The sequence below is a fragment of the Catellatospora tritici genome, assembly GCF_019083965.1.
Classification (GTDB): domain Bacteria; phylum Actinomycetota; class Actinomycetes; order Mycobacteriales; family Micromonosporaceae; genus Catellatospora; species Catellatospora tritici.
This window is the reverse complement of sequence record NZ_JAHRCY010000007.1, coordinates 343,678-369,586: the sequence shown is the minus strand read 5'-3', so window position 1 is coordinate 369,586 and position 25,909 is coordinate 343,678. Positions and strand designations below refer to the sequence as shown.

24 protein-coding genes are annotated in these 25,909 nt (G+C 71.6%); 15 read left to right on the top strand and 9 right to left on the bottom strand.

What is annotated here, in order from left to right; all coding sequences use genetic code 11:
- Nucleotides 1–6: 6 nt before the first annotated feature.
- The 3 genes from KUA19_RS18790 to crcB are packed head-to-tail and all read left to right on the top strand — an operon-like array spanning nucleotide 7 to nucleotide 1,069.
- Nucleotides 7–402 carry a fluoride efflux transporter FluC gene (locus KUA19_RS18790; RefSeq protein WP_217397289.1) on the top strand — a complete coding sequence of 132 codons (396 nt, stop codon included), beginning with the start codon at nucleotides 7–9 and terminating at the stop codon, nucleotides 400–402.
- Complete coding sequence (locus KUA19_RS18785; protein ID WP_217397288.1) at nucleotides 399–722, top strand: DUF190 domain-containing protein; 324 nt, start codon at nucleotides 399–401, stop codon at nucleotides 720–722. The genes KUA19_RS18790 and KUA19_RS18785 overlap by 4 nt, the downstream gene beginning before the upstream one ends.
- A complete protein-coding gene (gene crcB, locus KUA19_RS18780) occupies nucleotides 719–1,069 on the top strand; it encodes a fluoride efflux transporter CrcB (protein WP_217397287.1) in 351 nt (116 codons plus the stop codon). Before KUA19_RS18785 ends, crcB begins: the two co-directional genes overlap by 4 nt.
- Here the strand turns inward: crcB and KUA19_RS18775 are convergent.
- Both KUA19_RS18775 and KUA19_RS18770 read right to left on the bottom strand, forming a co-directional pair.
- Nucleotides 1,051–2,430 (bottom strand): glycosyltransferase 87 family protein, encoded by a 1,380-nt coding sequence (locus KUA19_RS18775; protein ID WP_217397286.1) that lies wholly within the window; start codon nucleotides 2,428–2,430, stop codon nucleotides 1,051–1,053. The two genes, crcB and KUA19_RS18775, sit on opposite strands and share 19 nt — an antisense overlap.
- Entirely contained in the window at nucleotides 2,427–4,949 is a 2,523-nt protein-coding gene (locus KUA19_RS18770) for a putative bifunctional diguanylate cyclase/phosphodiesterase (RefSeq protein ID WP_308167504.1), read from the bottom strand. The genes KUA19_RS18775 and KUA19_RS18770 overlap by 4 nt, the downstream gene beginning before the upstream one ends.
- 307 nt (nucleotides 4,950–5,256) lie before the next feature.
- On the opposite strand from KUA19_RS18770, the gene moaCB reads away from it, so the two are divergent.
- Genes moaCB through KUA19_RS18755 form a run of 3 tightly spaced genes read left to right on the top strand, consistent with a single transcriptional unit; the run spans nucleotide 5,257 to nucleotide 7,879 of the window.
- Nucleotides 5,257–6,267: a bifunctional molybdenum cofactor biosynthesis protein MoaC/MoaB gene (gene moaCB, locus KUA19_RS18765; protein ID WP_302499359.1), complete on the top strand. Its 1,011-nt coding sequence runs from the start codon at nucleotides 5,257–5,259 to the stop codon at nucleotides 6,265–6,267.
- Nucleotides 6,264–7,457 carry a molybdopterin molybdotransferase MoeA gene (locus tag KUA19_RS18760; protein ID WP_217397284.1) on the top strand — a complete coding sequence of 398 codons (1,194 nt, stop codon included), beginning with the start codon at nucleotides 6,264–6,266 and terminating at the stop codon, nucleotides 7,455–7,457. The genes moaCB and KUA19_RS18760 overlap by 4 nt, the downstream gene beginning before the upstream one ends.
- Nucleotides 7,454–7,879 carry a molybdenum cofactor biosynthesis protein MoaE gene (locus KUA19_RS18755; RefSeq protein WP_217397283.1) on the top strand — a complete coding sequence of 142 codons (426 nt, stop codon included), beginning with the start codon at nucleotides 7,454–7,456 and terminating at the stop codon, nucleotides 7,877–7,879. The genes KUA19_RS18760 and KUA19_RS18755 overlap by 4 nt, the downstream gene beginning before the upstream one ends.
- A gap of 191 nt (nucleotides 7,880–8,070) precedes the next feature.
- On the opposite strand, the gene KUA19_RS18750 is transcribed toward KUA19_RS18755, so the two are convergent.
- The 3 genes from KUA19_RS18750 to KUA19_RS18740 all read right to left on the bottom strand — a co-directional run bounded on the left by KUA19_RS18750 (nucleotide 8,071) and on the right by KUA19_RS18740 (nucleotide 10,798).
- Nucleotides 8,071–9,477, bottom strand: a complete 1,407-nt coding sequence (locus tag KUA19_RS18750) for a glycosyltransferase 87 family protein (protein WP_217397282.1) — start codon at nucleotides 9,475–9,477, stop codon at nucleotides 8,071–8,073.
- 261 nt (nucleotides 9,478–9,738) lie between these two features.
- Entirely contained in the window at nucleotides 9,739–10,248 is a 510-nt protein-coding gene (locus KUA19_RS18745) for a DoxX family membrane protein (RefSeq protein WP_217397281.1), read from the bottom strand.
- 10 nt (nucleotides 10,249–10,258) lie between these two features.
- Complete coding sequence (locus KUA19_RS18740; protein ID WP_217397280.1) at nucleotides 10,259–10,798, bottom strand: LppU/SCO3897 family protein; 540 nt, start codon at nucleotides 10,796–10,798, stop codon at nucleotides 10,259–10,261.
- 54 nt (nucleotides 10,799–10,852) lie between these two features.
- On the opposite strand from KUA19_RS18740, the gene KUA19_RS18735 reads away from it, so the two are divergent.
- From KUA19_RS18735 to KUA19_RS18695, 9 genes are all read left to right on the top strand, one after another.
- A complete protein-coding gene (locus tag KUA19_RS18735) occupies nucleotides 10,853–11,611 on the top strand; it encodes a prepilin peptidase (protein WP_217397279.1) in 759 nt (252 codons plus the stop codon).
- A 558-nt stretch (nucleotides 11,612–12,169) separates the two neighbouring features.
- Nucleotides 12,170–12,358 (top strand): Flp family type IVb pilin, encoded by a 189-nt coding sequence (locus tag KUA19_RS18730; protein ID WP_217397278.1) that lies wholly within the window; start codon nucleotides 12,170–12,172, stop codon nucleotides 12,356–12,358.
- Nucleotides 12,359–12,393: 35 nt separating this feature from the next.
- Nucleotides 12,394–12,795 carry a TadE/TadG family type IV pilus assembly protein gene (locus tag KUA19_RS18725; protein ID WP_217397277.1) on the top strand — a complete coding sequence of 134 codons (402 nt, stop codon included), beginning with the start codon at nucleotides 12,394–12,396 and terminating at the stop codon, nucleotides 12,793–12,795.
- Nucleotides 12,783–13,916 (top strand): pilus assembly protein TadG-related protein, encoded by a 1,134-nt coding sequence (locus tag KUA19_RS18720; RefSeq protein WP_217397276.1) that lies wholly within the window; start codon nucleotides 12,783–12,785, stop codon nucleotides 13,914–13,916. The genes KUA19_RS18725 and KUA19_RS18720 overlap by 13 nt, the downstream gene beginning before the upstream one ends.
- A gap of 26 nt (nucleotides 13,917–13,942) precedes the next feature.
- A complete protein-coding gene (gene cpaB, locus KUA19_RS18715; protein WP_217397275.1) occupies nucleotides 13,943–14,704 on the top strand; it encodes a Flp pilus assembly protein CpaB in 762 nt (253 codons plus the stop codon).
- 14 nt (nucleotides 14,705–14,718) lie between these two features.
- The gene (locus KUA19_RS18710; RefSeq protein ID WP_217397274.1) at nucleotides 14,719–15,960 is read left to right on the top strand and encodes a CpaE/TadZ family protein; all 1,242 of its coding nucleotides are present in this window, start codon (nucleotides 14,719–14,721) and stop codon (nucleotides 15,958–15,960) included.
- A 4-nt stretch (nucleotides 15,961–15,964) separates the two neighbouring features.
- Complete coding sequence (locus KUA19_RS18705) at nucleotides 15,965–17,404, top strand: TadA family conjugal transfer-associated ATPase (RefSeq protein ID WP_217397273.1); 1,440 nt, start codon at nucleotides 15,965–15,967, stop codon at nucleotides 17,402–17,404.
- Nucleotides 17,404–19,311 carry a VWA domain-containing protein gene (locus tag KUA19_RS18700; RefSeq protein ID WP_217397272.1) on the top strand — a complete coding sequence of 636 codons (1,908 nt, stop codon included), beginning with the start codon at nucleotides 17,404–17,406 and terminating at the stop codon, nucleotides 19,309–19,311. The genes KUA19_RS18705 and KUA19_RS18700 overlap by 1 nt, the downstream gene beginning before the upstream one ends.
- 2 nt (nucleotides 19,312–19,313) lie before the next feature.
- Nucleotides 19,314–20,243, top strand: a complete 930-nt coding sequence (locus KUA19_RS18695) for a type II secretion system F family protein (RefSeq protein ID WP_217397271.1) — start codon at nucleotides 19,314–19,316, stop codon at nucleotides 20,241–20,243.
- Between the two features lie 6 nt (nucleotides 20,244–20,249).
- On the opposite strand, the gene KUA19_RS18690 is transcribed toward KUA19_RS18695, so the two are convergent.
- From KUA19_RS18690 to KUA19_RS18675, 4 genes are all read right to left on the bottom strand, one after another.
- Nucleotides 20,250–20,846: a LuxR C-terminal-related transcriptional regulator gene (locus KUA19_RS18690; protein WP_217397270.1), complete on the bottom strand. Its 597-nt coding sequence runs from the start codon at nucleotides 20,844–20,846 to the stop codon at nucleotides 20,250–20,252.
- Between the two features lie 129 nt (nucleotides 20,847–20,975).
- On the bottom strand, nucleotides 20,976–24,020 hold the full coding sequence (locus tag KUA19_RS18685; RefSeq protein ID WP_308167503.1) for a UvrD-helicase domain-containing protein: 3,045 nt from the start codon (nucleotides 24,018–24,020) through the stop codon (nucleotides 20,976–20,978).
- An 80-nt stretch (nucleotides 24,021–24,100) separates the two neighbouring features.
- The gene (locus KUA19_RS18680) at nucleotides 24,101–25,645 is read right to left on the bottom strand and encodes a metallophosphoesterase (RefSeq protein ID WP_308167502.1); all 1,545 of its coding nucleotides are present in this window, start codon (nucleotides 25,643–25,645) and stop codon (nucleotides 24,101–24,103) included.
- Between the two features lie 21 nt (nucleotides 25,646–25,666).
- Complete coding sequence (locus KUA19_RS18675) at nucleotides 25,667–25,909, bottom strand: ubiquitin family protein (protein WP_217397268.1); 243 nt, start codon at nucleotides 25,907–25,909, stop codon at nucleotides 25,667–25,669.

Genomic DNA, 25,909 nt, shown 5'->3' with positions numbered 1-25,909 from the left:
CCCGGCATGCGGCGCGGACAGTGGGACGTGCTCGGCGTGATCTCCGCCGGGGGTGTGCTCGGCGCGCTGGCCCGCTACGGGCTGGGGGTGGCGTTCCCGCAGCCGCCGGACGGGTTCCCGTGGACCGTCTTCGGCATCAACGTGCTCGGCTGCGGGCTCATCGGCGTACTGATGGTGCTGGTCACGCAGGTGTATCCGGGGCGGCGGCTGCTCCGGCCGTTCCTCGGCACCGGCGTGCTGGGCGGGTTCACCACCTTCTCCACGTATACCGTCGACATCGTGCGACTGCTGCACGCCGGTGCGCCCGGCACGGCTCTGGCCTACCTGGCCGGCACGCTGGTGTCGGCGCTGCTCGCGGTGTACGGCGGGACGGTGTTGACGCGATGGGCGGTGCGACGGTGAACGCGCTTCGACTGACGGTCGTCGTGGGTGAGGACGACCGGGTGGCGCACCGACCGCTGTACACCGAGATCGTGCACCGGGCCCACCGGGCCGGGCTGGCGGGTGCGACGGTGCTGCGCGGGGTCGAGGGATACGGCCGGTCCGCGCGCATCCACACCGACCGGCTGCTGTCCCTCTCGGCGGAGCTGCCGATGTTCGTCGTGATCGTTGACGCGGCCGAGAAGGTGCGGGCGTTCCTACCCGAACTGGCCGTGCTCGGCGTCGCCGGGCTGGTCACGTTGGAACCGGTCGAACTCGTCGACCTGGGCGGCGTGCCGTGACGGTGCTGCTGGTGGCGCTGGGCGCGGCGGTCGGGGCGCCGCTGCGGTATCTGGCCGACCGGGCGGTGCAGGCCCGCCACGACTCGGTGTTCCCGTGGGGCACGCTGGCGGTGAACGTGGTCGGGTCGTTCGTGCTGGGCACGCTGGCCGGCGGCGCGGTCCGTGGGGGGTTCGCCGCCCTGCTGGGTACGGGGTTCTGCGGGGCGCTGACGACGTACTCCACCTTCGGGTACGAGACTCTCAAGCTGGCCGAATCCGGCGCCAGGGACTACGCCCTGCGCAACGCGATCCTCAGCGTCACCCTCGGCCTGCTCGCCGCGGCGGGCGGCTACGCCTTGCTGAGTTGATCAGGAAGCTGTGCCCCCGACACACCGTCGAACCGTGCCATAAGTTCATGATCGACGGTGAGGAGGGGGATGGTCCAGAGGGCCAGGGCGGCGGGGTAGAGGAGGTAGCCGAAGCGGGTGGCGGGCATCAGGACGATGGCGGCCAGCAGGCCGACGGCGCAGACGGCGGCGACCGAGGCGGCGCTGCGGGGCGGGTGGCGCAGCAGCCACCCGGCGATGGCCAGGGCGGTCAGGCCGAGCAGAGCCAGGGCGAGAATGCGGCCGCCCGGGACGTGCTCGGCGAGCAGGCGGCCCAGCAGCGGCGACGCGGCCGGACTGGTGACCAGGCCATGGCCGGTCGGGAAGCGGATCACGTTCTCGACGAAGGCGGCCGGTTCGACCAGCAGCGGGGGCAGCATCGCCAGCAGTGGCAGGCCGACGGCGCCGACGGCATACCGGACACCCTGTCGGCGGACCAGCGCGTAGGCGCCGAGCACCACCACGACCGGCCACGCGAGCAGCTTCATCGCCGCGGCGGCACCGATGGCCACGCCCGCCCAGCCGAACCGTCGCCGGGCGGCCAGCGCCAACGCGAGCAGGCACAGGGCCAGCACCGGCAGGTCGTCGCCACCGGTGGCCAGGGTCAACGCGCACAGTGGCAGCACCGTGGCGGCCTGCACCGCCCGCACCAGCAGGCTGTCCTGCGCGGCGCGCGGGTCGAGGCCGTCAGCGGCGGGCGCGACCCTCGTGCCGGGTGCGGGCACAGGCAGGCGGAGCAGGTGCGCCGCGGCGAGCAGACAGGCGGCGGTGGCCAGGGCGAACCATACCCGGGCGTCGGTCCAGGCGGCGGCACCGAACACGGCCCGAGGCAACCCGAAGACGGCCATCCCCGGCTGGTACGGGGTGTAGCCGAGCAGTGGCTCGGGCAGCAGTGCGATCGCGGCCCGGCCCAGATACGGGGTGCCGGTGTCGAGCAGTCGCCGGGCGGAGTCCTCGACCACCAGGACTTCCTCCTGGGCCCGGTCGGTCGCTCCCCCGGCCCGGTCGGCCGCCTGCAGCAGCAGCGGCAGCAGCGTCACGGCCAGCCAGGTGGCGGCGGTGACGGCCGCGCGGGCGGCCGGTTCGGTGCGGCGCGCGGATGAGGGCTGCCTGTGGGCGTACCGGATGACGAGCTGGACCACGACGGCGGCCGTCGCGGCGGCATAGCCCCAGACCGCCACCGCCCCCCAGGCCCGGTGCGGCGCGAGCGTCGACCCGGCGGCGGTGAACCCGGCGAACAGCGTGCTCAGCGCGTATAGGCCGAGGTCGGCGCCGAGGCCGTCGGCGGCCCGGTCGACCCGGCGCCAGAGGTCACGGGCGGGTCGGCCGGATGCGTTGGTCACGCCGTGGAGTCTGACACCCGTCCGGTCCCGGTGCCGCGCCCGGGGCTGCGCCGCTTCTGCGGCAGCTGCACCACCGCGCCCGGCTGGTGCAGTGGCTCGGCCAGTTGGGTGATCTTGCCGGACTCGATCAGTTCGAGCAGCGCGGGCAGCGGCATCGGCTTGGCGAACAGGTGTCCCTGCCCGGCGGTGCAGCCGAGCTTCCACAGCATCTGCCGCTGGCTCTCCCGCTCGACGCCCTCGGCGACAACCAGCAGGTCGAGATGGTTGGCCAGCTCGACGGTGGAGCGGACCACGGCGGCGGAGTTGACGCTGTTCTCCATCTGCACCGTGAACGAGCGGTCGATCTTCAGCTCGCGGGCCTGGATGCGGGCCAGCACCGACAGCGAGGAGTAGCCGGTGCCGAAGTCGTCCAGGGCCAGCTCGCAGCCGAGCTCGGTCAGCTCGGCGAGCACCTGATCGACGACCTCCAGCGGGCTGAGGTTGTGCGACTCGGTCAGTTCCAGCATGAGCGCGTCGCCGGGCAGTCCATGGTCGTCGAGGCGGGTGGCGACCAGCGCGGGCAGGCGCCGGTCGAGCAGGCTGCGCGGGGAGATGTTCACCGCCACCGGCCAGGTGCACCCGGCCGCGCGCCACCGGGCGGCCCCGGCCAGCGCCTGGTCGAGCACCGCGTCGGTGAACGCGGTCAGCAGGCCGGAGCGCTCGATCGGCTCCAGGAAGCTGCCCGGCTCGACCCGGCCCCGGTCGGGATGCTGCCAGCGGGCCAGCGCCTCGGCGCCGATGGTTGCGCCGGTGGCCAGGTCGACGATGGGCTGGAACTCGAGCGTGAACTCGCGCTCGGCCACCGCGCGCGGCAGCATGCCGCCCACGACCAGGCGGGCGCGGTCGGCCGTGTCGCGGTCCGGTGCGTACGCGGCGACCGTGCGGCCGGTGCGCTTGGCCTGGTACATCGCGATGTCGGCGCGGCGCAGCAGCTCGACGAAGCCGCCGGTGCTCGGGCCGGTGGCCACCCCGGCGCCGGCCGACACCACCATCGGCATCCCGTCGATCTCGACCGGCTCCTGCAGCACCTTGAGCAGCGTCTCGGCCCGGTGCTGGGCCAGCGCGGGCGTCGGCACCGACCGGTACAGCACGGCGAACTCGTCCCCGCCCAGGCGGGACACGAGCGCTTCCGGCCCGGCTGCCTCCTCGAGCCGGCGTGCCACCGTGACCAGCACCTGGTCGCCGGCGCCGTGGCCCAGGGCGTCGTTGATCTCCTTGAAGTGGTTGAGGTCCAGCACCAGCAGCGCGGTGACACCGCGCCGGGTGCCGCGGGTGTCCAGCGCCAGCGTGACCTCGTCGCGCAGCAGCCGCCGGTTCGGCAGCCCGGTGAGCGGGTCATGGGTGGCGTCGTGCGCGTGCTGGTCGGCAAGCTGCTCCAGCTGTACGAACGAGGTCGCGTTGCGCACCGAGGTGCCGAGGGCACCGGCGAACGCGCGCAGAGTGAGCTGCTCGCGTTCGGACAGCGACACCGGGCGCTGGAAACACAGCCGCAGTTCGCCGACGCGCTCGCCGTCGCCGTCCCCACCCAGCGGCACGACCGCGGTGCGGGCCGGGTCCGGCGGCACGTGGGTGGGCGGGCCCTGGTACAGGATCTCGGCGTGCGTGCCGCTGACCAGCTGCTCCATCCCGGGAAGCCAGATCTCCACCTCGACGGTGTCGGCCGAGAACAGCTTCGCCCCGTTGCGGGCGGCCTTGCGCAACACCTCGTCGAGGTGCACCGCGTTGAGGGCGTCGGTCGCCTCGGCGAGCTGCTGCCACGCCTTGCGCTCGGCGCGGGCCCGCACCCGTCCGCGGTGGGTGAGGTGCAGGCTGAGCACGATCACCGGGATGACGATGAGAAGCTTCGGCTCCTTCTCCAGCACCACCAGTGTCAGCACCGCCACGGCGAAGCGCACCAGCGCGGAGCCCCAGCGCAGGTCAGGATCGGCCAGGAACCGGTCGCGCAGGCTGGTCTGCGTGGCCAGCGCGATGACCGGCAGCGCGAGGATGTCGTCGGCTATCTGTGCGGCGAAGTAGGCGGCCGCGAGCAGGCCCAGGTGCTGCACCGGATCCATGCCGGGGCCGGGCCCGAGCAGCAGGATCGCGGCGGCGAGCCCGCAGGTCACGGTCTCCTTGGCCACCGCGAAGACGAGCTTGATGGGCGGCCTTCGGTTGATGCTCTTGGCGACGGCGGTGCCGACCGCCGCGGACAGCACGGCCCAGGGCAGCGGCAGCAGGGCCGCGGCGACCAGCAGTGCGCCGTCGGCCCAGACCACGTTGTGGTGATTGGAGCGGATGCGTACCTGCACTGAGGTCAGCGCCGCCAGCATCACCAGCAGCGCCAGCGCCACGAACCGCAGCGGTTGGTCGGCGGTGACCGGACTGTTCGCGATCATCGTGATCGCGACGGCGACGACGACCGAGGCCAGACACGCAACTAGACCGACGAGCAGTCTGAGCTGCCGATCGGTCTGCTGCGGTGTGGTGGACTCGCCGGTCACTTGGGACTTCTTCCGTCAGAAGACAGATGGTCTTAAGTGCCGACAGCCTAAGCGATTTTCAGCCCCAGTCGTGAGTGCGCTGCATGTCCTTCTCCCATCTCGCGGCTTCCGCTTGCGAACGCCTGAGAAGGAGCGTAGTTTCTCCGCGGTTGCTATCGGCTGATGTGTTCACATACTAAACAAGTATGGCGATTTATCACATTTTGTGATGGGTCGCTTACCCGTCGTGTTCACTGTCAGTGTTCGACTTCTTGGCAACTAGGCTCTAGTCGTGACAGAACGACCAACGCACGGAACCTCACCTCAACTGACTCATGTGGACGCATCCGGGGCCGCGCGGATGGTGGACGTCGCGGGCAAGGAGATCACCGTGCGTAGCGCGGTCGCGGCCGGGCGGGTGCGAACCACAGCGGCGGTCCTCGAGCTGCTGGCGGGAGCGGGCGTGCCGAAGGGCGATGCGCTGGGCGTAGCCCGGTTGGCCGGGATCATGGCGGCCAAGCGCACTCCGGAACTCATCCCGCTGTGCCATCCCATCGCCATCCACGGTGTCACTGTCGACCTGTCTCTCGCGACGGACGGAGTGGAAATAACCGCGACGGTGCGTACGGCAGACCGTACCGGCGTGGAGATGGAGGCGTTGACCTGCGTCGCCACGGCCGGGCTGGCGCTCATCGACATGATCAAGGCGGTCGATCCGGCGGCCAGCATCGAGCAGGTCCGGGTGCTGCGCAAGGAGGGCGGCAAGACTGGCCTCTGGGTACGGGACGCCATGCCGCAGCCTTCCCCCGCAACCGTCGTCCCAAACACCGGGACGCCGCGCGTACACGTCGTGGTCGCCTCGACCCGAGCCGCGACCGGCGTCTACCCCGACACCGGCGGACCCCTGCTCGCCGACGGCCTGCGCGCCATCGGCTGCGAGGTCACCGGCGTGACCGTGGTGCCCGACGGCGAACCCGTCCGACAGGCCCTGCGCGAAGCACTGGCCGACCGGCCGGACGCGATCGTCACCACCGGCGGCACCGGCATCAGCCCCACCGACCGCACCCCGGAGGTCACCCGCGCCCTGGTCGACTACGAGGTCACCGGGATCGCCGACGCGATCCGGGCCGCCGGGGCCACCCCGCTGGCGGCGCTGTCCCGGGGCATCGCGGGCGTGGCCGGGCGCACCCTCGTCGTCAACCTCCCCGGCTCCACCGGCGGGGTCCGCGACGGCCTGGCGGTGCTGGCCAAGGTGCTGCCGCACGCGGTCGAGCAGCTGCGCGGGGCCGACCACGCGACACAGCCCGGAGCGGACACAGGACTAGGGTCGAAGCCATGACCGTATCGCCGCCCCGCGACTGGGCCGCGGCCCGCAGCGACGTACACGCCGCAGGCTGGAAGGCACAGCGGCAGTCCGTCACCGTGCCGCTGCTCGACGCCGACGGACTCACCCTGGCCGCGCCGCTGTCGCCCGGCACCGATCTGCCCGCCTTCCCCACCTCCAGCATCGACGGCTTCGCCCTGCGCGGTCGCGGCCCGTGGCGGATCACCGGCCGGGTGCTCGCCGGAGGCGTGCCCGAGCCGCTGACCCGCGACGGCGCGGGCGTCGAGATCGCGACCGGGGCGATGGTGCCCGAGGGCACCGAGGCCATCCTGCGCGTCGAACACGCCACCCGCAGCGGCGACCTGGTCGACGGGGCACCCAAGAGCGAGCGCGAATGGCGACTGCCCGGCGAGGAGGCCCACGTCGGCGAGTCGCTGCTGCCCGCCGGGACGCCGGTCACCCCGGGCGTCATCGGTCTGGCCGCCTCGTGCGGGCACGACACCCTCGCGGTACGACCCGCGCCGCGCGCCGCGGTGCTCGTCTTCGGCGACGAACTGCTCACCGAGGGCCTGCCCGGCGACGGCCGGGTCCGCGACGCGCTCGGCCCGTCCATCCCGTCGTACCTGCGGCGGCTCGGCGCGCACTGCGGACCCGCCGCCGAACCGATCAAGGACACGCTCGCCGCGCACGTCGAGGCGCTGCGGTCCGCGCTCGCGGACGGCGCCGACCTGATCTGCACCACCGGCGGCACGATGCACGGACCCGTCGACCACCTGCACCCCGCCCTGGCCGAACTCGGCGCCGAGTACGTCGTCAACACCGTCGCGGTCCGCCCCGGCTTCCCCATGCTCGTCGCCGCGCTGCGCTACGAGGACCGCACCCGGTTCGTCGCCGGGCTGCCCGGCAACCCGCAGTCGGCCGTGGTCGCGCTCGTCTCGCTGGTCGTGCCGCTGCTCGCGGGCCTGACCGGCCGTCCCGAACCGGCCCTGCCGCAGGTCACCCTCGGCGCGGCCGTGCCCGGCCGGGGCGACTACACCCACCTGGCCCTGGTCCGGATCGACCCGGTCGACGGACTGGCCCGACCCGTTCCCCATGTCGGCTCGGCGATGCTGCGCGGGCTCGCCGGAGCACACGGCTTCGCGGTCATCCCGCCCGGCGCCAGCGGCCGCCCCGGCGACGCCGTCGACCTGGTGGTCATGCCGTGACCGCCCGGATCACCCTGCTCGCCGTCACCACCGCGCCGCTGGACGTCGCCGCGCACGAGGCTGCCGTCGCCGACCCCCGAGCCGGGGCGGTGGTGAGCTTCGCGGGAGTGGTCCGCGACCACGACCACTCCCGCCCGGTCACCTCGCTGACGTACGAGGCCCACCCCAGCGCCGAGGCCGTGCTGCGGGAGGTCGCCGAGGAACTGGCGGCCGACCCGGACGTCTACGCCGTGGCGGTGTCCCACCGGTACGGCCCACTGGCCGTCGGCGACGTGGCGCTGGCGGCGGCGGTCGCCACGGCACACCGGGCGGCCGCGTTCACCGCGTGCGCACGCCTGGTGGACCTGGTCAAACAGCGCCTACCCATGTGGAAGCACCAGCTCTTCGCCGACGGCACCGACGAATGGGTCAACTGCCCCTGACCTCGCGCCGCGCCGCGCGATGGGCGTTGCGCTGGGCGTCGCGCGCTGGGCGTCGCGCGCTGGGCGTTCGTGCAGTTTCGGGGAAACTGCACGAATCTTGGGCCGGATTACCGCAGTTTCCCCGAAACTGCACGTAAAATCGCGCCCCACCCGGTTGACCGAGTGGGGCGCGATTCATGTCTTGCGGGCCGTCAGCGGTTGGCGGTGGCGGCTTCGCGGGTCGGGACCGGGGCGGCCTGGCGGGTCTGCGGGATGCGGACCGCCACGTGCCCGAAGGCGGGTTCGGCGCCGGGCCGCGACGGCAGTGCCGCCACCAGCACGATCAGCGCGATCGCCAGCGAGTTCTCGGCCAGCATGCCGAACAGGCCGTCGGCGTAGTGGGAGACCGCCGGGAGCTGGTGCTCGTACGGCCAGATCGGAGAGATCAGGAACAGCAGGTAGAGCGCGATCGCGGCGGCCGCGTGGCGGGCACCGGTCAGCCACGGGAACCAGATCGGCTCACGCAGGCCGGGGGTGACCCGGGCGCGGGCCAGCAGGCCCCGGCTGGCGGCGCGGCGGCGCAGCGCCTGGTCGCCCAGCGCGATGATCGCCGGGACGACCCAGACCAGGTGGTGTGACCACGAGATCGGGCTGATCACGTTGGCGGTGAGGCCGACCAGCGTGAACGCGGTCAGCTCGTCGCCCTCGGTGTGCGCGGCGGTGGCTCGGGACAGGCCGACCGCGAGCAGCACCAGCGTGAACGCGATCCACAGCAGGCTGGGCGCGGTGGCGGTGTCGTACAGGCGGGACAGGAGGCCGGCCAGGGACTGGTTGGGGGTCATGTCCGCGACGCCGACGCGTTCGGTCTGCCAGATGACACTGCCGAAGTACATGGTCGACTCGTGCGGCACCACCAGGTACGCCGCGGCGGTCGCCGCGATGGTGGCGCCGGTCGCGGTCAGCGCCGCCCGCCACTGCCTGCTGACCAGGAAGTAGACGATGAACAGGGCCGGGGTCAGCTTGATCGCGGTGGCCAGGCCGATGCCCACGCCCGCCCAGCGCCAGCCGCGGCGCAGCGCCACCATGTCCGCCATGATCAGCGCGAACAGGATCAGGTTGACCTGGCCGAAGCCGAGCGTCTCGCGCACCGGTTCGATCGCGGCGAACAACGGCAGCGCGATCGCCACCGTCAGCCAGCGCGACCAGCCGCAGCGGTCGGCGACCGGGACCAGCAGCACGGTCAGCACCAGGCCGAGCGCGAGCACGCCGATGCCGATGTTGATCCATCCGGCGACGGTGCTGCCGACGGCGGCCATGGGCAGCATCAGCAACGCGGCGAACGGCGGGTACGTGAAGCCGAGCGTGGTGTTCGGTGCGATGTAGTCGTACAGCTCGCCGCCGCCGGCCCACCACTCCACCGCACCGTGATAGATCTTCATATCGAAGAAGTCGTACCACCGTCCGAAGTTCTGCTCGGTCGCCCAGGCGACGTAGCAGACGGCGGCGACGATGCCGACGCGGACGAGGGTCCAGCGGTCCCAGCGGAGGGGTCGCCGGTCACGGAGATTGCGGTGGCGCTCGGTGAGGCGGGGCAGACTGCGCACGCCGAGTGACGGCATGGCGTCGCCACCTCCTTCAAGGTCCCGGGGTTCGGTCTCCCGTTCGTGTCTGCTCAGCAGCCTAGAACGGCGCGGCACTCCAGTACCTCCCGTGTTACCCGACCGTGTCCGATCCCACACGCCTTTGCGACATTTCTATCTGGTTAACGTGTGGTGCGTAGTTCGAGTGATTGGCGTCACACCAGAGCTGTGAGCAGCACTGACGCGCCTTTCACAGGGGCCAACTACCCGGACCGGGACGGGGAAACGCGCCTGAAGGTCTCAGTTTGAATGCAACTGGCCGACGGCCTTCTTCTGCGCCTTCCGGATCGACTTCTGTGCGTCGTGGATGGCCCGATTTGCCCGCCAGCCGAGGCTGGGCGAACCGGCCGTGTCGGCGGCGGCGAGCAGCAGCCCGCCGAGCAGGCCGAGGTTCTTGGCGAACTGCACCAACTCGTCGCTGCGCTGCTGGGAGTCCTTGGCCAGCCAGAACGGGTGATTGACGACGGTCGCCGGGATGAGCGTCCCGGCCAGCAGCGCCGCGGCTGGTCGCGGGGCCGTGCCGGTGGCCAGCAGCAGGCCACCGACGAGCTGGGCCGCGCCGTTGACGCGGACCAGGGACTTCGTCTCGGAGGGCAGGCGCGGATCGACCCGCTCCAGCAGCGGGGCTACCTGCTCCGCCAATGGCGCGGCCTGTTCGGCGTACCGGTCGGGCCTAAGCAGCGCGTGCGCGCCGGCGGCGGCGAAGATTCCGCCGAGCAGGGCGCGCGCGACCCCTCGTACTGGTCTCATATCCCCATTATCAGGGGCGTTTACCCATGCAAAGGACGAAATCCAAACCAGCCAGCTCGCTGTCGAAGAAGTAGTGGTAGCGATACCCCTGCACGCCCTTGCACTCCCTGGTGTCGCTCGTCGCGTCGAACCGGGCCAGGACCTGCAGCGCGCCCGACTCACAGGGGGCCATCACCAGGTCCGGGTCTTCCTCGGTCCCGGTGTTGGCCACACAGTCGCCCGGCTGGGCGAAGCGGGCGGTGCGCGGTGCGGCCGACGGGGTCACCGTGGTCACCGGCAGCGGCTCGGCCGCCGACTCGAACGGGTCGGGCAGCACGCGCAACACGATGAGCACCGCAGCGAAGGCGATCACGCAGACGCCGAGGAGGGCGAGGCCGATGATCGCCGGGCCGCGCCCGCCCATCCGGGGGCGCGGTGGCGCCTGCACGATGGGCAGCATCTCGGTGATGCGGTGGACCGCCGGCGTGGGGTCGTCCGGCTCGTTGCCGGTGCGGCGGTGGGTCGGGGTGTGCCGAGAACGCGCCGCGGGGTCGTCGTCGTGGGTGTACAAACCAAGCTCCGCGAGGGACGAATGAGGGGTGCCTGCCAAGGTACCGTGCCCGCCATGCCCCTGGATTCCACCGTCACGCTGATCTCCGCCGCCGCAGGTGCCGTCTGTGGGGCATTGACACCGAGGATTGCGTACCGGCTGGCCGTCGCCTGGGACGAGCCGCGGCGCGCCGGCTGCGGCGCCTGCGCGGCCGCGTTCCCGCCCGGTCGCGCGGGCTGGTTGAGCGTGGCCGCGCGCTGCCCCGCCTGCGGTGCCGCGACCGGGCCCAGTCCCTGGTGGACCGTGCCGGTCGGCGCCGTCGCCGCGGGCGGGCTAGGAGCGAGCCTGCACGGATGGGTGCTGGTCGCGGCGCTGGTGGTCAGCGTCGCGGGGGTGCTGCTGGCCGCGATCGACCTCGCGGTGCACCGGCTGCCGGACGCGATCACCGCGCCCCTGGCGCTCGCGGTGGTGATGCTGCTGGGGATCGGCGCGGCGACGGGCGGTGAGTGGGCGGCGTACGGCTCGGCCTTCGTCGGCGGGGTTGCGCTGCTGCTGGCGTTCGGTCTGCTCAGCGTGGTCTCCGGGGGTCAGCTCGGGCTGGGGGACGCCAAGCTGGCCGCCGTGTTGGGGCTGGTGCTCGGCTGGTTCGGCTGGCCGATGGCGGTGGCGGGGGCGGCGCTCGGCGTGCTGGTCAACGGGCTGGTCGCGATCGTCGCGTTGATCATGCGCCGGGTCGGTTGGCGGGGTTCGCTGCCGATGGGCCCGGCCCTGCTCGTCGGGGCCTGGCTGGCGCTCGTCCTCACGGCGGCAGCTCCGCTGATCTTCAATCGCTGACCTGATCTTCGGCGGCTGATCCGGGTCGATCTTCGGCGGCTGATCCGAGTCGCCGGATCGGTGGTCGCCGGTCGGTCGCCAACCGCGCAAGTCACCCGGCGTTTCAATGATCGACCAAAGTCGATGGAAACTGTTGTCACTCGGCCGGGTGACGGACTCATCCCGCCGGGTCGCGATGTCGTCCGTCCGGCGGACCGCTGTCGTGAAGCTGACTCGCGGCTCGCGCCGCGGCATTCGCGCCGGAATCCCGCCGGACCACTCAGTGGCGGCATATCCGAATTGTCATTAATTGTGTTTTTAGCGTATCGGCCGATCAAACTAGTCGATGTCACGCCTCACGCGTCGCCGGCGGAGGGGGTCGTTCGAGCCGATCACACATCGAGGGCAGCCCGTCGAAGCACCGCGTGACGTAGATCGCGGTCGGGACTCGACGTGACCGTCGAGTGACGGCGGGTAGGTCACGTGGGCAGGCTCCCTGACGTCGGCCACTCGGCCGGCGATCGTCGTGGACCGGTCGCAACAGACATGCGCCGGCCGTCATTGGGGGTGCTCCCGCACATGCTCAAGCTCATCACCAAGGCTCAGGCTGCCTGGATGACCCGCGACCGGGGCGCCACCGCCGCCGAGTACGCGCTGCTCATCACCTTCATCGCGATCGCCCTCATCGCCGGGGCCACCGTGTTCGGCAACGGGCTGAGCGCGATGTTCAAGACCGCCTGCGCGAAGGTCACCGGCGCGGCCTGCTAGTCGCCGCTCTCCGCGCGAAGTTAGGAGACAGATCGATGGCGAGCAGGCGAGACCGTGGTGCGGCTGCGGCGGAGCTGGCGATGGTGCTGCCACTCCTCATGCTGATCCTGTTCGGGATCATCGACTTCGGCCTACTTCTGAAAGCGCAGATCAGTGTCACCGAGGCGGCTCGGGAGGGGGCCCGAGCCGCCACCATTGACACCACCAGGCCGAACGCCGCGGCAGACCGGGTCGCGTTGGTAGACCCCGCCTACAAGGCGGTCGTCACCGCGGCGTGCGGCAGCAGCCCCACCGCGGGCAGCAATGCCACGGTGGTCGTCACGTACACACACAAGTGGGTCACGCCGGTGGGCGCGTTCATCGCGCTCTTCGGCGGCGGCAGCCTGGGCAGCGGCGTGAACGTGTCGAGCACGGGGGTCATGCCATGCCGAGCCTGAGGATCCCCGCCCCTCGTCGCGAGGTCGGTGGTGTCGCCGCGATCGTCGCGATCCTGCTCGCGGGCGGCGTGCTGATGGGTATGACGGCCGTGGTGATCGACGTCGGGCAGCTCTACGCCGAGCGCGAGCAGCTGCAGTCAGGCGCGGACTCGGCCGCGATGAAGGTCGCCCTCAACTGCGCCAAGCGGAGGGCCACCTGCGGTACGGCCGGGCTCGCCGGCGCCGAAGCGGTGGCGGATGCGAACGCCAAAGACGGCCGTTCGGACGTGCTGGAGCTGTGCGGCCGCGACGTTGGCAGCCGCCTGCCCCTGTGCACGCTGCCTAAACCGGGCGGACTGGTCGACTGCCTGGGCTCCGTGCCCAGCTCCGGCAACTATGTCCAGGTGCGCACCCGCACCGAGGTGGCCGACAAGGACTACGTGCTGTCCTTCAGCTTCGCGCAGACCCTGACCGGGATCGGCAGAGGGACGACCGTCGGGGCATGCGCCCGCGTCGCCTACGGTCCGCCCAGGTCGGGCGTTGCCGTGACGGTCTCGCGCGAGGAGTACGAGTGCGCCATGGCCGACGCGGGCACGGTTACGCCTCCGCCGTGGCCGCCGAACCCGTCCGCGACCAAGGAGGTCGCGCTCGGCGTGCACGGCGGGGCGGCGCGCAGGTGCAACCCCGACGGCCCGCCGTCAGGCTGGGACGTGCCCGGTGGCTTCGGTTGGCTGGACGAGGACGGCGGTCCGTGCACCTTCCTGGTCCAGGACGACCTCAGCTACGGCGGCGATCCTGGTTCGCCCGCCTCGAAGGACTGCAAAGACCAGCTCGCCGAGCTGCGCGACACCCACCGGGTGATCGCACTACCGATCTACGACGGCGAGAACAAGAACGGCTCGAAGGCCGACTACCACCTCTACCGTCTGGCCGCGTTCGTGATCACCGGCTACGCCCTGCCCGGCCTGTCCGCCCCGTCCAACGTCAACCCTTCCTTCGACCCGTGCGACAGCACCGGCAAGGGCATGGGCTCGGACAAGTGCGTCTACGGCTACTTCGTCGACGTCGCGTTCCTGCCCGGCGACGTGGGGCCGGATCCCGGCACTGATCTCGGCCTCGCGGCTGTCAAGACCATCGGCTGACCTCGTACAACGAATAAGGATCCCTCATGACCCGGCGCATTCTCGGCGTGGTGCTCGCCATCGTCCTGGCGGTGGTCGGCACCGCCGCCGTGCTCCTCTACGTCAGCCGCACCCGCGACTCGGTCGCCGAAGGGCAGACCGCGGTCACCGTGCTCGTCGCGAAGCAGCGCATCTCGGCGGGAACCACCGGCGCCGCGCTCAAGGAGCGGGAGCTCTTCGACGAGGTCGTGATGCCGGCCGCCACACTGCCGGACGACACCCTGACCTCGGTGCCCGGGGAGCTGGACGACCTGGTGCTCACCCATGACGTCCAGCCGCGGCAGCTGCTGCTCAAGGGCATGTTCGGCGCGGCCACCAAGCTGTCGGGCGGCATCGCGGTGCCCGACAAGATGATGGCGGTCAGCGTGAAGCTCACGGCCGAGGAAGAGGTCGGCGGCTTCGTCCGGCCCGGCTCGGAGATCGCGGTCTTCTGGTCGTACAAGGTGCTCGACCCGCAGTTCAAGAAGGCCGCCGGCGAGGACAACCACGGCACCCGACTGCTCCTGCCGCGCGTCGAGGTGCTGGCCGTGGGCGCGTACGGCGAGGACGGGGTGACCTCCGCCCGGCAGGACACCGAGAACGAGCAGACCGGCAAGGTGACGCTGCTGGTCACCGTGGCGGTCACGCAGGCCGACGCCGAACGGCTGATCCACGCGGTTCGCAACGCCGAGCTGTACCTCGCGCTGCTGACCGACTCTTCCGAGGTCCGTCCCGGCGCCGGGGTGGACAACAGCACCATCCTGCACTGAGCCGGGCCACGGACATGACGATCATCTACGAGCGGGAGCAGGTTCTCGCCAGCCACCTCAGGACGCTGCTGGGCGATGCCGCTGTGGTGACGTCGGCCGACGCCCTGATCGAGAGAATCAACGCCGACCGGGCCGAGCAGTTGGTGCTGTTCGGCCCGGGGGCTCCGCTGGAGGAGGCCCTGGGCTTCGCCGAGCAGAGCCGCCGCCGACGTCCGCAGCTCGGCGTACTGCTGCTGCGCGGCGATCTGAGCGCGGTCGACCGGGCTCAGGCACTGGAGTCCGGCGTACGCGACGTCGCCGATCCGGCGGACCATGCGGCCGTGCTCCAGGCCGTGGCCAAGTCGCTGGACCTGTCCCGCCGCCAGCTGGCGGACGCGAGCGCGGCGGAGCGACCCACCGGCCGCGCGGCCGTGCGCACTCCCGGCCGAGCCGAGCCGGTCGGCAGCGACGGCGAGCCGCGTGACGGCCAGGTGGTCACGGTCTTCTCCGCGAAGGGCGGCTGCGGCAAGTCGACCGTGGCGATCAACCTGGCGCTGGCGCTGGCGCACGGAACCAAGGCGACTGGGCCGCGCAAAGTCTGCTTGATCGACCTGGATCTGGCGTTCGGCGACGTTGCGATCATGATGCAGCTCTCGCCCGCGCAGACCATCGCCGACGCGGTGCCGGTGGCGGACCGGATCGACGAGACCGGCCTGCGCGCGCTGCTCACCAGGTATGCCCCGAGCGGGTCGGCCGCCCTCGACGTGCTGCTGGCGCCAGTGCAGCCGGCGCTGGCCGAGGAGGTCACCCGCGACCTCGTCACCGAGGTCGTCCATCTGGCTCGGGGATGCTTCGACTTCGTGGTGCTCGACACCGCGAGCGCCTTCACCGAGCAGATGCTGGCCGCGCTGGACGCGACGCATCAGTACGTGCTCGTCACCACGCCCGAGCTGCCGTCGCTGAAGAACCTGCGCGTGGTGCTGGACATGTTCGACCTGCTGGACTATCGCCGGGAAGCCCGCACCGTGCTGCTCAACCGGGCCGACTCCAAGGTCGGCCTGTCGCTGGGCGACATCGAGCGGGTGGTCCGGATGCCCATCGCCGCGTTCGTGCCGAGCAGCCGTGACGTGCCGGTGTCGGCGAACCGGGGCGTGCCCCTGATGACCTCCCATCCGCAGCACCCGGTGAGCGCGGCGATCCGGGAACTGGCCGTGAACCGGTTCCTCGGCACGGCCGAGTCCGCCAAGCGCGGGCTGTTCGCACGAAAGAAGGGCTGAACAGATGTCGTTGCAGGATCGTCTCGGCCAGCGGACCGCGGCCGTCAACGGCGCGGGTGTGCTCACCGAACGTATCGCCAGCATCAACGAGGCGTCCGGCGCCGCATCCCAGCCGGTGTCGGCTGTGCCGGTCAGTGCGATCCAGTACGGGCGGCGCAGCACTCGCCGCGCCTACGATCCGCTCGCCGCGGTGCGCAAGCGCGTCCACCAGGCGCTGCTGGAGCAATTGGGTCCGCAGCTCTACGACACCGTCTCCGATGACGCCGAGCTGGAGCGCCGCGTGCGTGACACGCTGCCCGAGGTGCTGGCGAAGGAGGAGGCCAACCTCACCGCGGCGGACCGGGCGACGGCATACCGGCAGATTCTGGACGAGATTCTGGGCCACGGCCCGATCGAGCCCCTGCTGCGCGACTCGGAGATAACCGAGATCATGGTCAACGCGTGGGACCGGATCTACGTGGAGCGGTTCGGCCGGATCCACGCCGTCGACGCCACGTTCATGGACGAGACGCATCTGCGCCGGGTCATCGACAAGATCGTGTCACGGGTCGGGCGCCGGGTCGACGAGTCGTCACCCATGGTGGACGCGCGCCTGCCCGACGGCAGCCGGGTGAACGCGGTGGTTCCGCCGATCTCGGTGGACGGCGCCGCGCTCACGATTCGCAAGTTCTCCGCCGAACCGTTCGGGGTGGAGGATCTGATCCGGTTCGGGACGATGAGCGAACGCGTCGCCGAGGTGCTGCGCGCCTGCGTGCAGGGCAGGCTCGACGTCCTCATCTCCGGTGGCACCGGCAGCGGCAAGACGACCCTGCTCAACGTGGTCTCCTCCTTCCTGCCGTCCGACGAGCGCATCATCACCATCGAGGACTCCGCCGAGCTGCGCTTGGCGCAGGAGCACGTGCTACGGCTGGAGTACCGTCCGCCGAACATCGAGGGCCGGGGCGAGGTGACCATCCGCGACCTGGTCCGCAACGCGCTGCGGATGCGGCCTGACCGGATCGTCGTCGGCGAGGTGCGCGACGGTGCGGCACTGGACATGCTCCAGGCCATGAACACCGGTCACGACGGCTCGCTGACCACTGTCCACGCCAACTCGCCCCGGGACTCGCTCGCCCGGTTGGAGACGATGGTGCTGATGGCAGGCATGGACCTGCCCGTGCGCGCGATCCGGGAGCAGGTCGCCAGTGCCGTGGACATCGTGGTGCAGCTGACCCGTCTTCGTGACGGCACCCGGCGGATCACGCAGATCACCGAGGTCACCGGCATGGAGGGTGACGTCGTCACCATGCAGGACCTGTTCACCTTCGACTTCCGGGCGGGCCAGGACCAGTACGGCCGGCATCAGGGTGCGCTCGTCAGCACCGGGCTGCGCCCGCGGTTCCTCGATCAGCTCGCCGACCACGGCATCTCGTTGCCGCTCGAGACCTTCGGCAGGGGTATGTGATGCGTCCAAGGATCCTGGCGGGTGTCCTCACCGCGATGCTGCTGGCGCTGGCCCCGGGTCAGGTCGCCGCGGCCGCGGCTCCCACCCTCACCGTCTCCGGGCTGCGGCAGGAACCGGGGCTGATCGAGTTCTACCTGTCGGCCCGGGACCTTCCCGGAGGTTCGCGGCTCGACCAGGTCGGCGTCGCGGCCGACGCGCAGGTCCTGGTGACCGAGGTCGAGCCGGTGTCGGCGGTGAAGTCCGCGAGCGTCCCACGCCGGGCCGTCTTCCTCGTGCTCGACACCTCGGGGTCGATGGCTGGGGCGCCGATTCAGGCTGCCCGGGTCGCCGCCGCCCGATATCTGGCGCAGATGCCCGGTGACGTGCAGGTCGGCCTGGTGAGCGCGGGAGCGCCCGCGACCGTGGTGCTGCGGCCGACCGGGGACCGGGCTGCGGCGACGCGGGCTCTGGCGGACCTGACGGCCAAGGGCGGCACGGCCCTCTACGACGGCATCAAACTCGCCACGGCGGCGCTGTCCGGCGGGGACTGGGCGCAGCGACGTATCGTCGCACTGTCCGACGGAGCCGACACGGCGTCCAAGGCGACGGCAGCCGCGGTCGAGTCGGCTGCCATCGCGGCCGCGGTCGCGGTGGACACGATCGCGTTCCGCACCGCCGACGCCAGCGTCGGGCAGCTGGCCCAGCTCTCGTCCGGCACGCACGGCACCGCCTACACCGCCGCCGACGCGGCGGCGCTGGCCGAGGCCTTCGCGACCGCGAGCGGCTCGCTGACGGTTCAGCTGCTGGTACGGGTAAACGTGCCGCCGTCGATGGCGGGACGTCAGGTGAGGCTGACCATCACCGCTGCCGGCGTCTCGACCGAGGTGCCGCTGTCCCTGGCCGTCGACACGGCGGTGAGCGAACCCCTGACCGGTGCCCCGGCGAATCCGCCCAGCAACACCCTGCTGCTGGTGTCCATGGCGCTGGTGTTCCTGGCCCTGCTCGGCGGTGCACTGCTGCTGATCTCACCGGCCTACTCGGCTGCCGACCGGCGGCGAAGGCTCGCCCAGGTGGAGCAGTTCGTCGCCGCGCCACGGCGCTCGGCGCAGCCGGCACCCGAGAACTCGAGCCAGGTCACCGCGGCCGCGCTCGCGCTGTCTGCCCAGGTGGTCAGGTCCGCCAACGTGGAGAGTCGGCTGGCGCAGCAGCTCGACCGGGCCGGTATGCGCCTTCGCCCGCACGAGTGGCTGCTCATCCGGGCGCTGGTCTGCCTGGGTGCCGCGGCCCTGCTCGCGATGACGCTCGGCGTGGTCGGCGGCGTGGTACTCGGGCCGCTCCTGGGCTGGGCGTTGACCGCGCTGGTGCACCGCAACCGGGCGTCGAAGCGGACCCGCGCCTTCCGTGAGGCGCTCCCCGATGCGCTGCAGCTGGTGGTCGGTTCGCTGCGGTCCGGCTTCTCGCTCGCGCAGGCACTCGACGCCATGGCCCGGGAGATGCCCGATCCGCTGTCGACCGAATTCGGGCGGGCGCTGGGCGAGCACCGGCTGGGCGTGGATCTGGAAGACGCCGTCGAGCGGGTGGCGACCCGCATGCAGAGCAAGGAACTGGCCTGGGTGGTCGTCGCGATCCGCGTACAGCGTGAGGTCGGCGGAAACCTGGCCGAGGTGCTGGCGACCACGATCGAGACGATCAGGGAGCGCGAGACGCTGCACCGGGAGGTGCGGTCGCTGTCCGCTGAGGGACGGATCAGCGCGTGGGTGCTGCTGGCGCTGCCCGTCGTCGTCGGTGCGCTGATGTTCGCCATCCGCAGCGAGTACATCGAGACGCTCTTCACGACCGCGATCGGCCTGCTGATGAGCGGCATCGCGGTGACCCTTGTCGCCGTCGGCGGCTTCTGGCTCTCCCGTCTGACCAAGATCGAGGTGTGATGATGAGCGAGCAGCTCATTCTCAACATTGGTGTGATCGCCATCTTCGCCGCCATCGTGCTGGCAGTGATCACTCTTGTGTCGGGCAGCGTAGGACGTGCCGGAGTGGCGAAGGCCCTGGAGAGCATCGACCATCAGTACGCGCCCGGTAGCGCGGCTCCGTCCGAGGAGAGCCTGTTCCACCGACTCCGACCGGCCTCCCGGCAGTTCTCCTCGGTCGGCCAGCTGGTCGCGCCGAAGGGTACGACCGCGCGGGTGCAGCGGCACCTCGACCTGGCCGGAAACCCGGCAGGTTGGCCGCCGGAGCGGGTCGTTGAGATTCAGGGCCTGGCGCTGCTGCTGCTCGGTCTGGCCGGCGCCGGGCTCGGCCTGCTGCTCGGTCTCTCCGGCGGCGGAATCCTGTTGACGACTCTGATCGCCGCGGCGCTCGGCTTCGGCCTGCCCATGTTCGTCGTGTACGACCTCGGCCTACGTCGCCAGCAGACGATCCGGCACCAGTTGCCCGAGGCGCTGGACCTGCTGACGCTGTCGGTGGAGGCGGGTCTCGGCTTCGACGCGGCGCTGGTGAACGTCGCCTCGACGATGCCCGGTCCGCTCGCCCGTGAGTTCGCGCGCGTGCTGCACGAGATGCAGATGGGGCAGCGCCGCGTCGACGCGCTGCGGGCGCTCGGCACGCGCACGTCGGTCGGCGAGCTCAAGACCTTCTCGACCGCACTGGCGCAGGCAGGCGAGCTCGGTATCCCCATCGCCGGGGTGCTCCGCGCGCAGGCCAAGCAGATGCGGGTCAAGCGTCGTCAGCTTGCCGAGGAGGCCGCGCGCAAGCTGCCGGTGAAGGTCCTGTTCCCGCTGGTCCTGTGCCTGCTGCCCGCACTGTTCATCGTCGTGATCGGACCCGGGGCCATCAACATCATGAACACGTTCTTCGACCGCTGACGCGCGTCAGCGGCGAGTGGCCGCCAGGGCCTGCTCGCGGCTGTGCACGCCGAGCTTGTCGTACAGGCGGCTCACGTAGGTGCGGACCGTCGACTCGGCCAGGCGCATGCGCAGCGCGATCGCGGCGAGGCTGCCCCCGGCGTGCAGCTCCCGCAGGATCTCCTCCTCGCGGGGGCTGAGCTGCTGGGTCGAGCTGCGGCGGCGGGCCAGCACGGCCGCCAGATCCGGGGCGGTGAACGAGGCGGGCGCGACGGCGGCGTGGCGTACGGCGGCCATCAGCAGCTCGACCGGGCCGGTGCGCGGCAGATAGGCCGACAGCCCGGACTGCAGCGAGCGCAGCAGCAGGCTGTCCTCGGCCGGACCGGTGAGCACCACGCCCAGCCGCGGCCGTTCCTCACGCAGCCCGGCGGCCAGGGGCAGGGCGCCGGGCACGGCCGCGTCGACGGTGATGACGTCCGGTTCGCACCCGTGGACCAGCTCGCGCAACCGGACCTCACCGGCGGCCTGGCCGACCAGTTCGATCCCCGGATCGGCGGCGCAGGCGGCCGCGTATCCGACCTGGACCATGGTCACTGGATCCACCGTCACCAGCTTGATCGACATCGGCCACCCCTCGACGCTGCGTAACCTCTTCCTACGTAGCGTCTCGCGAGGGTGCGGTGTCACTGCCGCGACAACGAGGCCACCTCGACAGGTGGCGACCCGGTCCGTTCGTCGTCCGGCGGCAGCCGATCAGATCAAGCGCAACTGCTGATCACGGGGGCGGCGCGGCCCCTGCTCGTTCAGCTGCTCGAGCAAGCCCGCGTCGATGGGCTGCAGAAACGGGGTCGGGCGGGAGTCGCGCTCGCTGCCGAAGCGGGCCCGGCGCGCCGCGTGGCTGACATACAGCCTGCGCTGCGCCCGGGTCAGGCCCACGAAGAACAGGCGCCGCTCCTCGGCGACGTCGGCTTCGGTCGGGGTGTTGCCCGGCATCCGCAGTGGCAGCAGACCGTCTTCGCATCCGGCCAGGAACACCACCGGGAACTCCAGGCCCTTGGCCGCGTGCAGGGTCAGCAGCGTCACCGCCTCGGCGCGCGGATCCAGCGCGTCCACCTCGGCGCCGGTGGTCACGTCGGCCAGGAACCTGGCCAGGTCCGCCCCGCACCGCTGCGCCAGCGGCATGAGCAGGTCCACCGCCGACCACACCTCGTCGGGCTCGGGCGTGGCCCGGCCGAGCGCGGGGCGTTCGATCAGCACCTTGGCGGTCAGCGTCAGCCGGGCCGCGACCGACCCGTTCAGGCCGGTGGCCAGGCGCATCTCGCTGACCAGGGCGTTGACCCCGGCGCGGTCGCGCAGCCGGTCGTGCGAGCGCTTCTGCACCGGCACCCCCGCTCGCGACAGGGCGTCGACGATCGCGGCGGCCTGCGCGTCGGTGCGGTACAGCACCGCGATGTCGTTGAACGAGACCGTCGTCCCCGTCAGGCCCCGGACGTCCGCCCGGGTCCGGTGCGACACCCCGCCGACCAGCTCGTCGACCTTGCGCGCGATGAACGCGGCCTCGTCGGCGGGACTGTCCGCGGCGTACCGGCCGATCAGCGGGGCGTCCGGGTCGACCCGGGCCGGGTCCAGGCGGCGGCCCGGCACCAGCGACGTCGGCGCGATCGCCTGCACCGCCGCGGCCAGGATCGGCGCGGCCGAGCGGTAGTTGCGGGTCAGCCGCACCACCCGCGCGTCCACGAAGTCGCGGGAGAACTGCAGGAAGAACGCGACGTCCGCGCCCCGGAACGAGTAGATCGCCTGGTCGGGGTCGCCGATCGCGCACAGGTTGCCGTCGCTGGGCACGAGCAGACGCAGCAGCGCGTACTGGTCGGGGTCGACGTCCTGGTACTCGTCGACGAACACCCACGGCCAGCGGGCCCGCAGCTTGTCGGCCAGCGACGGCTGGGCCCGCAGCAGCGCGACCAGTCGCGGCACCAGTTCGTCGAGCAGGATGCCGTCGGGGCAGCCGGGCTCGTCGACGACGGTCAGGTTCGGCTCCTGCTCGCGTAGCACCGACAGGGCCAGCGCGTGGAACGTCGACACGGTCACGTCGTCGGCGACCGGGCCGAGCAGTGAGGCGAGCCGGTGGCGCAGCTCGTCGGCGGCCCGGCGGGTGAACGTGATGGCCAGACACTCCTCCGGGTACACGTTCATCTCGGCGCACAGGTACGCCAGCCGGTGCGTCAGCGTGCGGGTCTTGCCCGTGCCCGGACCGGCCACGATCAGCAGCGGTCCGCCCGGGGCGGACGCGGCGACGCGCTGCATCGCGTCGAGCCGGTCCAGCAGACCCGTGCCGACCTCCTCCATCCCGGCCAGCATCGGCTCGAACGGTTCGTGCGGCGACGGCTCCGGCGGCAGTGGCGGCGCGCTGACCGGGCGGCGCGGCGCGGACCGCCGCACCACCGGCTTGGCCGGCGCGGGCGCCTTCGGCTTGCGCGGGGCGGGCACCGGCGCGGCGGGCAGGTCGAACAGGGTGTCCGGGGCGGTGGTATGCGGGCGCAGCTCGTCGGGCTCGAACAGGCGGATCACGCCGTACTCGCCGTCGTAGCCGGGGACGCGGTGCACGGCACCGGCGCGCAGGCGGCGTACCGACTCGCCCAGCAGTTCGCCGCCGACCGCCGCGACCTCGTCCAGCGGCACCTCGGTCAGGATCGAGAGCTCCGAGCCCAGGGCCGCGACCAGCGCGTTCACCCTGCCCTCGACGGTGCGGGTCTTCGGGCCGACACCCTCGATCTCGCCGACGATCTCGGGCAGCTGCACCAGATGCGTCACCGGCTTGGCATGCGTGGGCGCGACCCCGTCGGGCCGGTCGGCCAGCGCCTCGACCCGGGCCAGCACGCCGATGGTCAGCGGTCGCCCGCACACCGGGCACAGGCCGCCGGTCTCGCGCGACTGCGCGGGCGTCCAGTTGACGCCGCAGTCGCGGTGCCCGTCCCCGTGGTACTTGCCCTCCTCCGGGAAGAACTCGATCGTCCCGGCCAGGCCAGGTGCTCCGGCCAGCGCGTTCTTGACCGCGTAGTAGTCCAGCGCGCAGTCGAAGCGGGTCGCCTCGCGGGCCAGGGCCTGCGGCGAGTGAGCGTCGGAATTGGACACCAGGGTGTACGCGTCCAGGCTGGACACCCGGTGGTTCATCGCCGGGTCGCTGGACAGGCCGGTCTCCACCGCGGTGATGTGCCCGGCCAGGTCGGCGTAGCAGTCGGCGATGGCGTCGAAGCCCGACTTCGAGCCCAGCGCGGAGAACCAGGGCGTCCAGATGTGCGCGGGCACCAGGTACGCGTCCGGGCTGGCGTCGAGGGTGATCTCCAACAGGTCGCGGGAGTCCAGGCCCAGGATCGGGCGGCCGTCGCTGGCCAGGTTGCCCACCCGGCCCAGGCGCTCGCGGAACCGTTGCGCCGCGTCCAGATCGGGCAGGTAGATGAGGTGATGCACCTTTCGGGTACGGTCGCCCCGCTTGTAGATCGTGGAGATCTCGACACTCAGCATGAACCGGGCCGGATCCCCTGAAGCCAGGCGCGGCGGCAGTTTCTGCGCCACCTCCCGCTCGGTCTCCGGGCTCAGCCGGTAAAGACCGGGCTCGGCCTCGCGCAGATGAGTGCGCAGATGCTCGAACCAGGCCGGATGAGTCACATCACCGGTGCCCAGCAGTGCGATGCCCTTGCGCCTGGCCCACCAGGCGAGCGTGGGCAGCTCAAGGTCCTTGCTGCACGCACGCGAGTACCGCGAGTGGATATGCAGATCAGCAGTCCAGACGGGGGGCACACGGAATCCTGACACGCCCGCTGCTCCCGTCCCCACCCGCCACGCACATCCGTGACAGTTCTAACGGAAAACCCTGACAATTACGGGGCGCGCAACTCCACGAGGGTGACGTCCGGCGGGGCGCCGACGCGGACCGGCGGACCCCAGTAGCCGGCGCCGTTGGTGACGTAAACGGTCGTGCCGTCGACCTCGCCGAGACCGGAGATCACCGGCTGCTGCAGGGCCGCGATCAGGTTGAACGGCACCAACTGTCCGCCGTGGGTGTGCCCGGACAGTTGCAGGTCGACGCCGTGCTTCGCGGCCTCGTGGGCCTGCACCGGCTGGTGGGCCAGCAGCACGACCGGTCGGCTGGGGTCCCGGCCGTCCAGCGTACGGGCGAAATCAGGCCCCTTGCCCGGTCCTTCGCTCTCGCCCGTCACATCGTTGACCCCGGCCAGGTCCAGCCCGTGGATGGCGAGCCGCTCGTTGCGCAGCGCCCGCAGCCCCAGCCGCTCCACCTCGGCCACCCACTCCTCGGCGCCGGAGAAGTACTCGTGGTTGCCGGTGACGAAGTAGGCGCCGTTGCGCGAGCGCAGGTCACGCAGCGGCGCGGCCTCGTCGGCGAGCTCGGCGACGCTGCCGTCGACCAGGTCGCCGACGATCGCGACGAGGTCGGCGTCCATGCCGTTGAGGGCGGCCACGATGCGGCGGGTGTGCTCGATGCCGGTCAGCGGCCCGAGGTGGATGTCGCTGGCCAGGGCGATCCGGTAGCCGTCCATGCTGCGCGGGAGCTTGGCCAGCGGGATCTGGATCCGCTTGACGACCGGCCCGGACAGCGCGGTCTTCGCGCCGTACGCGGTGATCCCGGTCGCGGTGAGCCCCGCGAAGATCGCCGCCCCCCGCGCGAGGAACAGCCGCCGGCTCTCCGCCTCCCGCTCACCCGCGCCTCCGCTCGCGCCCTCACCCGTGCTCGCGCTTGATCGTCCAACTTGCCTGGCACTCGGGGGTATGACAGCCCCACTTTCGCCCGATTGCCCGGCAACTTCGCCAGCCCCGGCCTCGCCGGGCTCGACGGGCACGGCGGCCGCTCCGGGTACGGCGGCCGCTCCAGCCACGGCGGCCACGGCGGTCATGGTGGCCTCTCCGGTCACGGTGGACTCGTTGGTCACTCCGGTCACGGTGGACTCGGTGGTCACTCGGGCCAGGTCGGCCTGGGCCGTGTTGGGCGCCTTGGTGACGGTGGCGGGCGTGCTTGATCGTTCGAGTTGCCCGGCAATCGGGGCAATGGTGGCCCCGATTTCGCCCGATTGCCCGGCAACTTCGGTGATCTTCGCGCGGCGGCGGAGGGCGCGGTTGGCCAGGGCGCGGGGGATCTCCAGGACCAGCAGGACCAGCAGCAGGTAGAACAGGACCGCGAGCCACAGGTACCCGGCCAGGGGGATGACCGTGCTCGCCTTGGCGCCGATCGCGCGGGGCAGGATGAACGCGCCGAGCAGCAGCGCGACCAGGCCGAACAGGATCGCGGTGCCGATCTTGCGGGCCCGGCCGGGCCGGGTCGTGTCGCGGACCATCCGCTTCCACAGGTACCAGTGGATCGGGCCGACGACGAGCAGCACGATGCTGAAGAAGACCAGCGCCTGGAGCACGGAAGTCCTTTGGGTCGGGGGTCAGCCGCCGGCGAACGGCGGGAGGACGTCCACTGTCGCACCGGCGGGGATCGGCGCGCGGCGGTCGTGCCACGCTAGCCCGTCAACCAGGAAGCTGGCTGAAAGAAGCACCCGGGCGAGACCGTCGCCACGGTCGGCGCCAATCTCCTTGATCAGCTGGGTGAGGTCCAGCCCGGCCGGGTACGACTCCTCCGACACCCCGGCCGCGGCTCGGGCTCCGGCGAAGAAGCGCACTGTGATCAC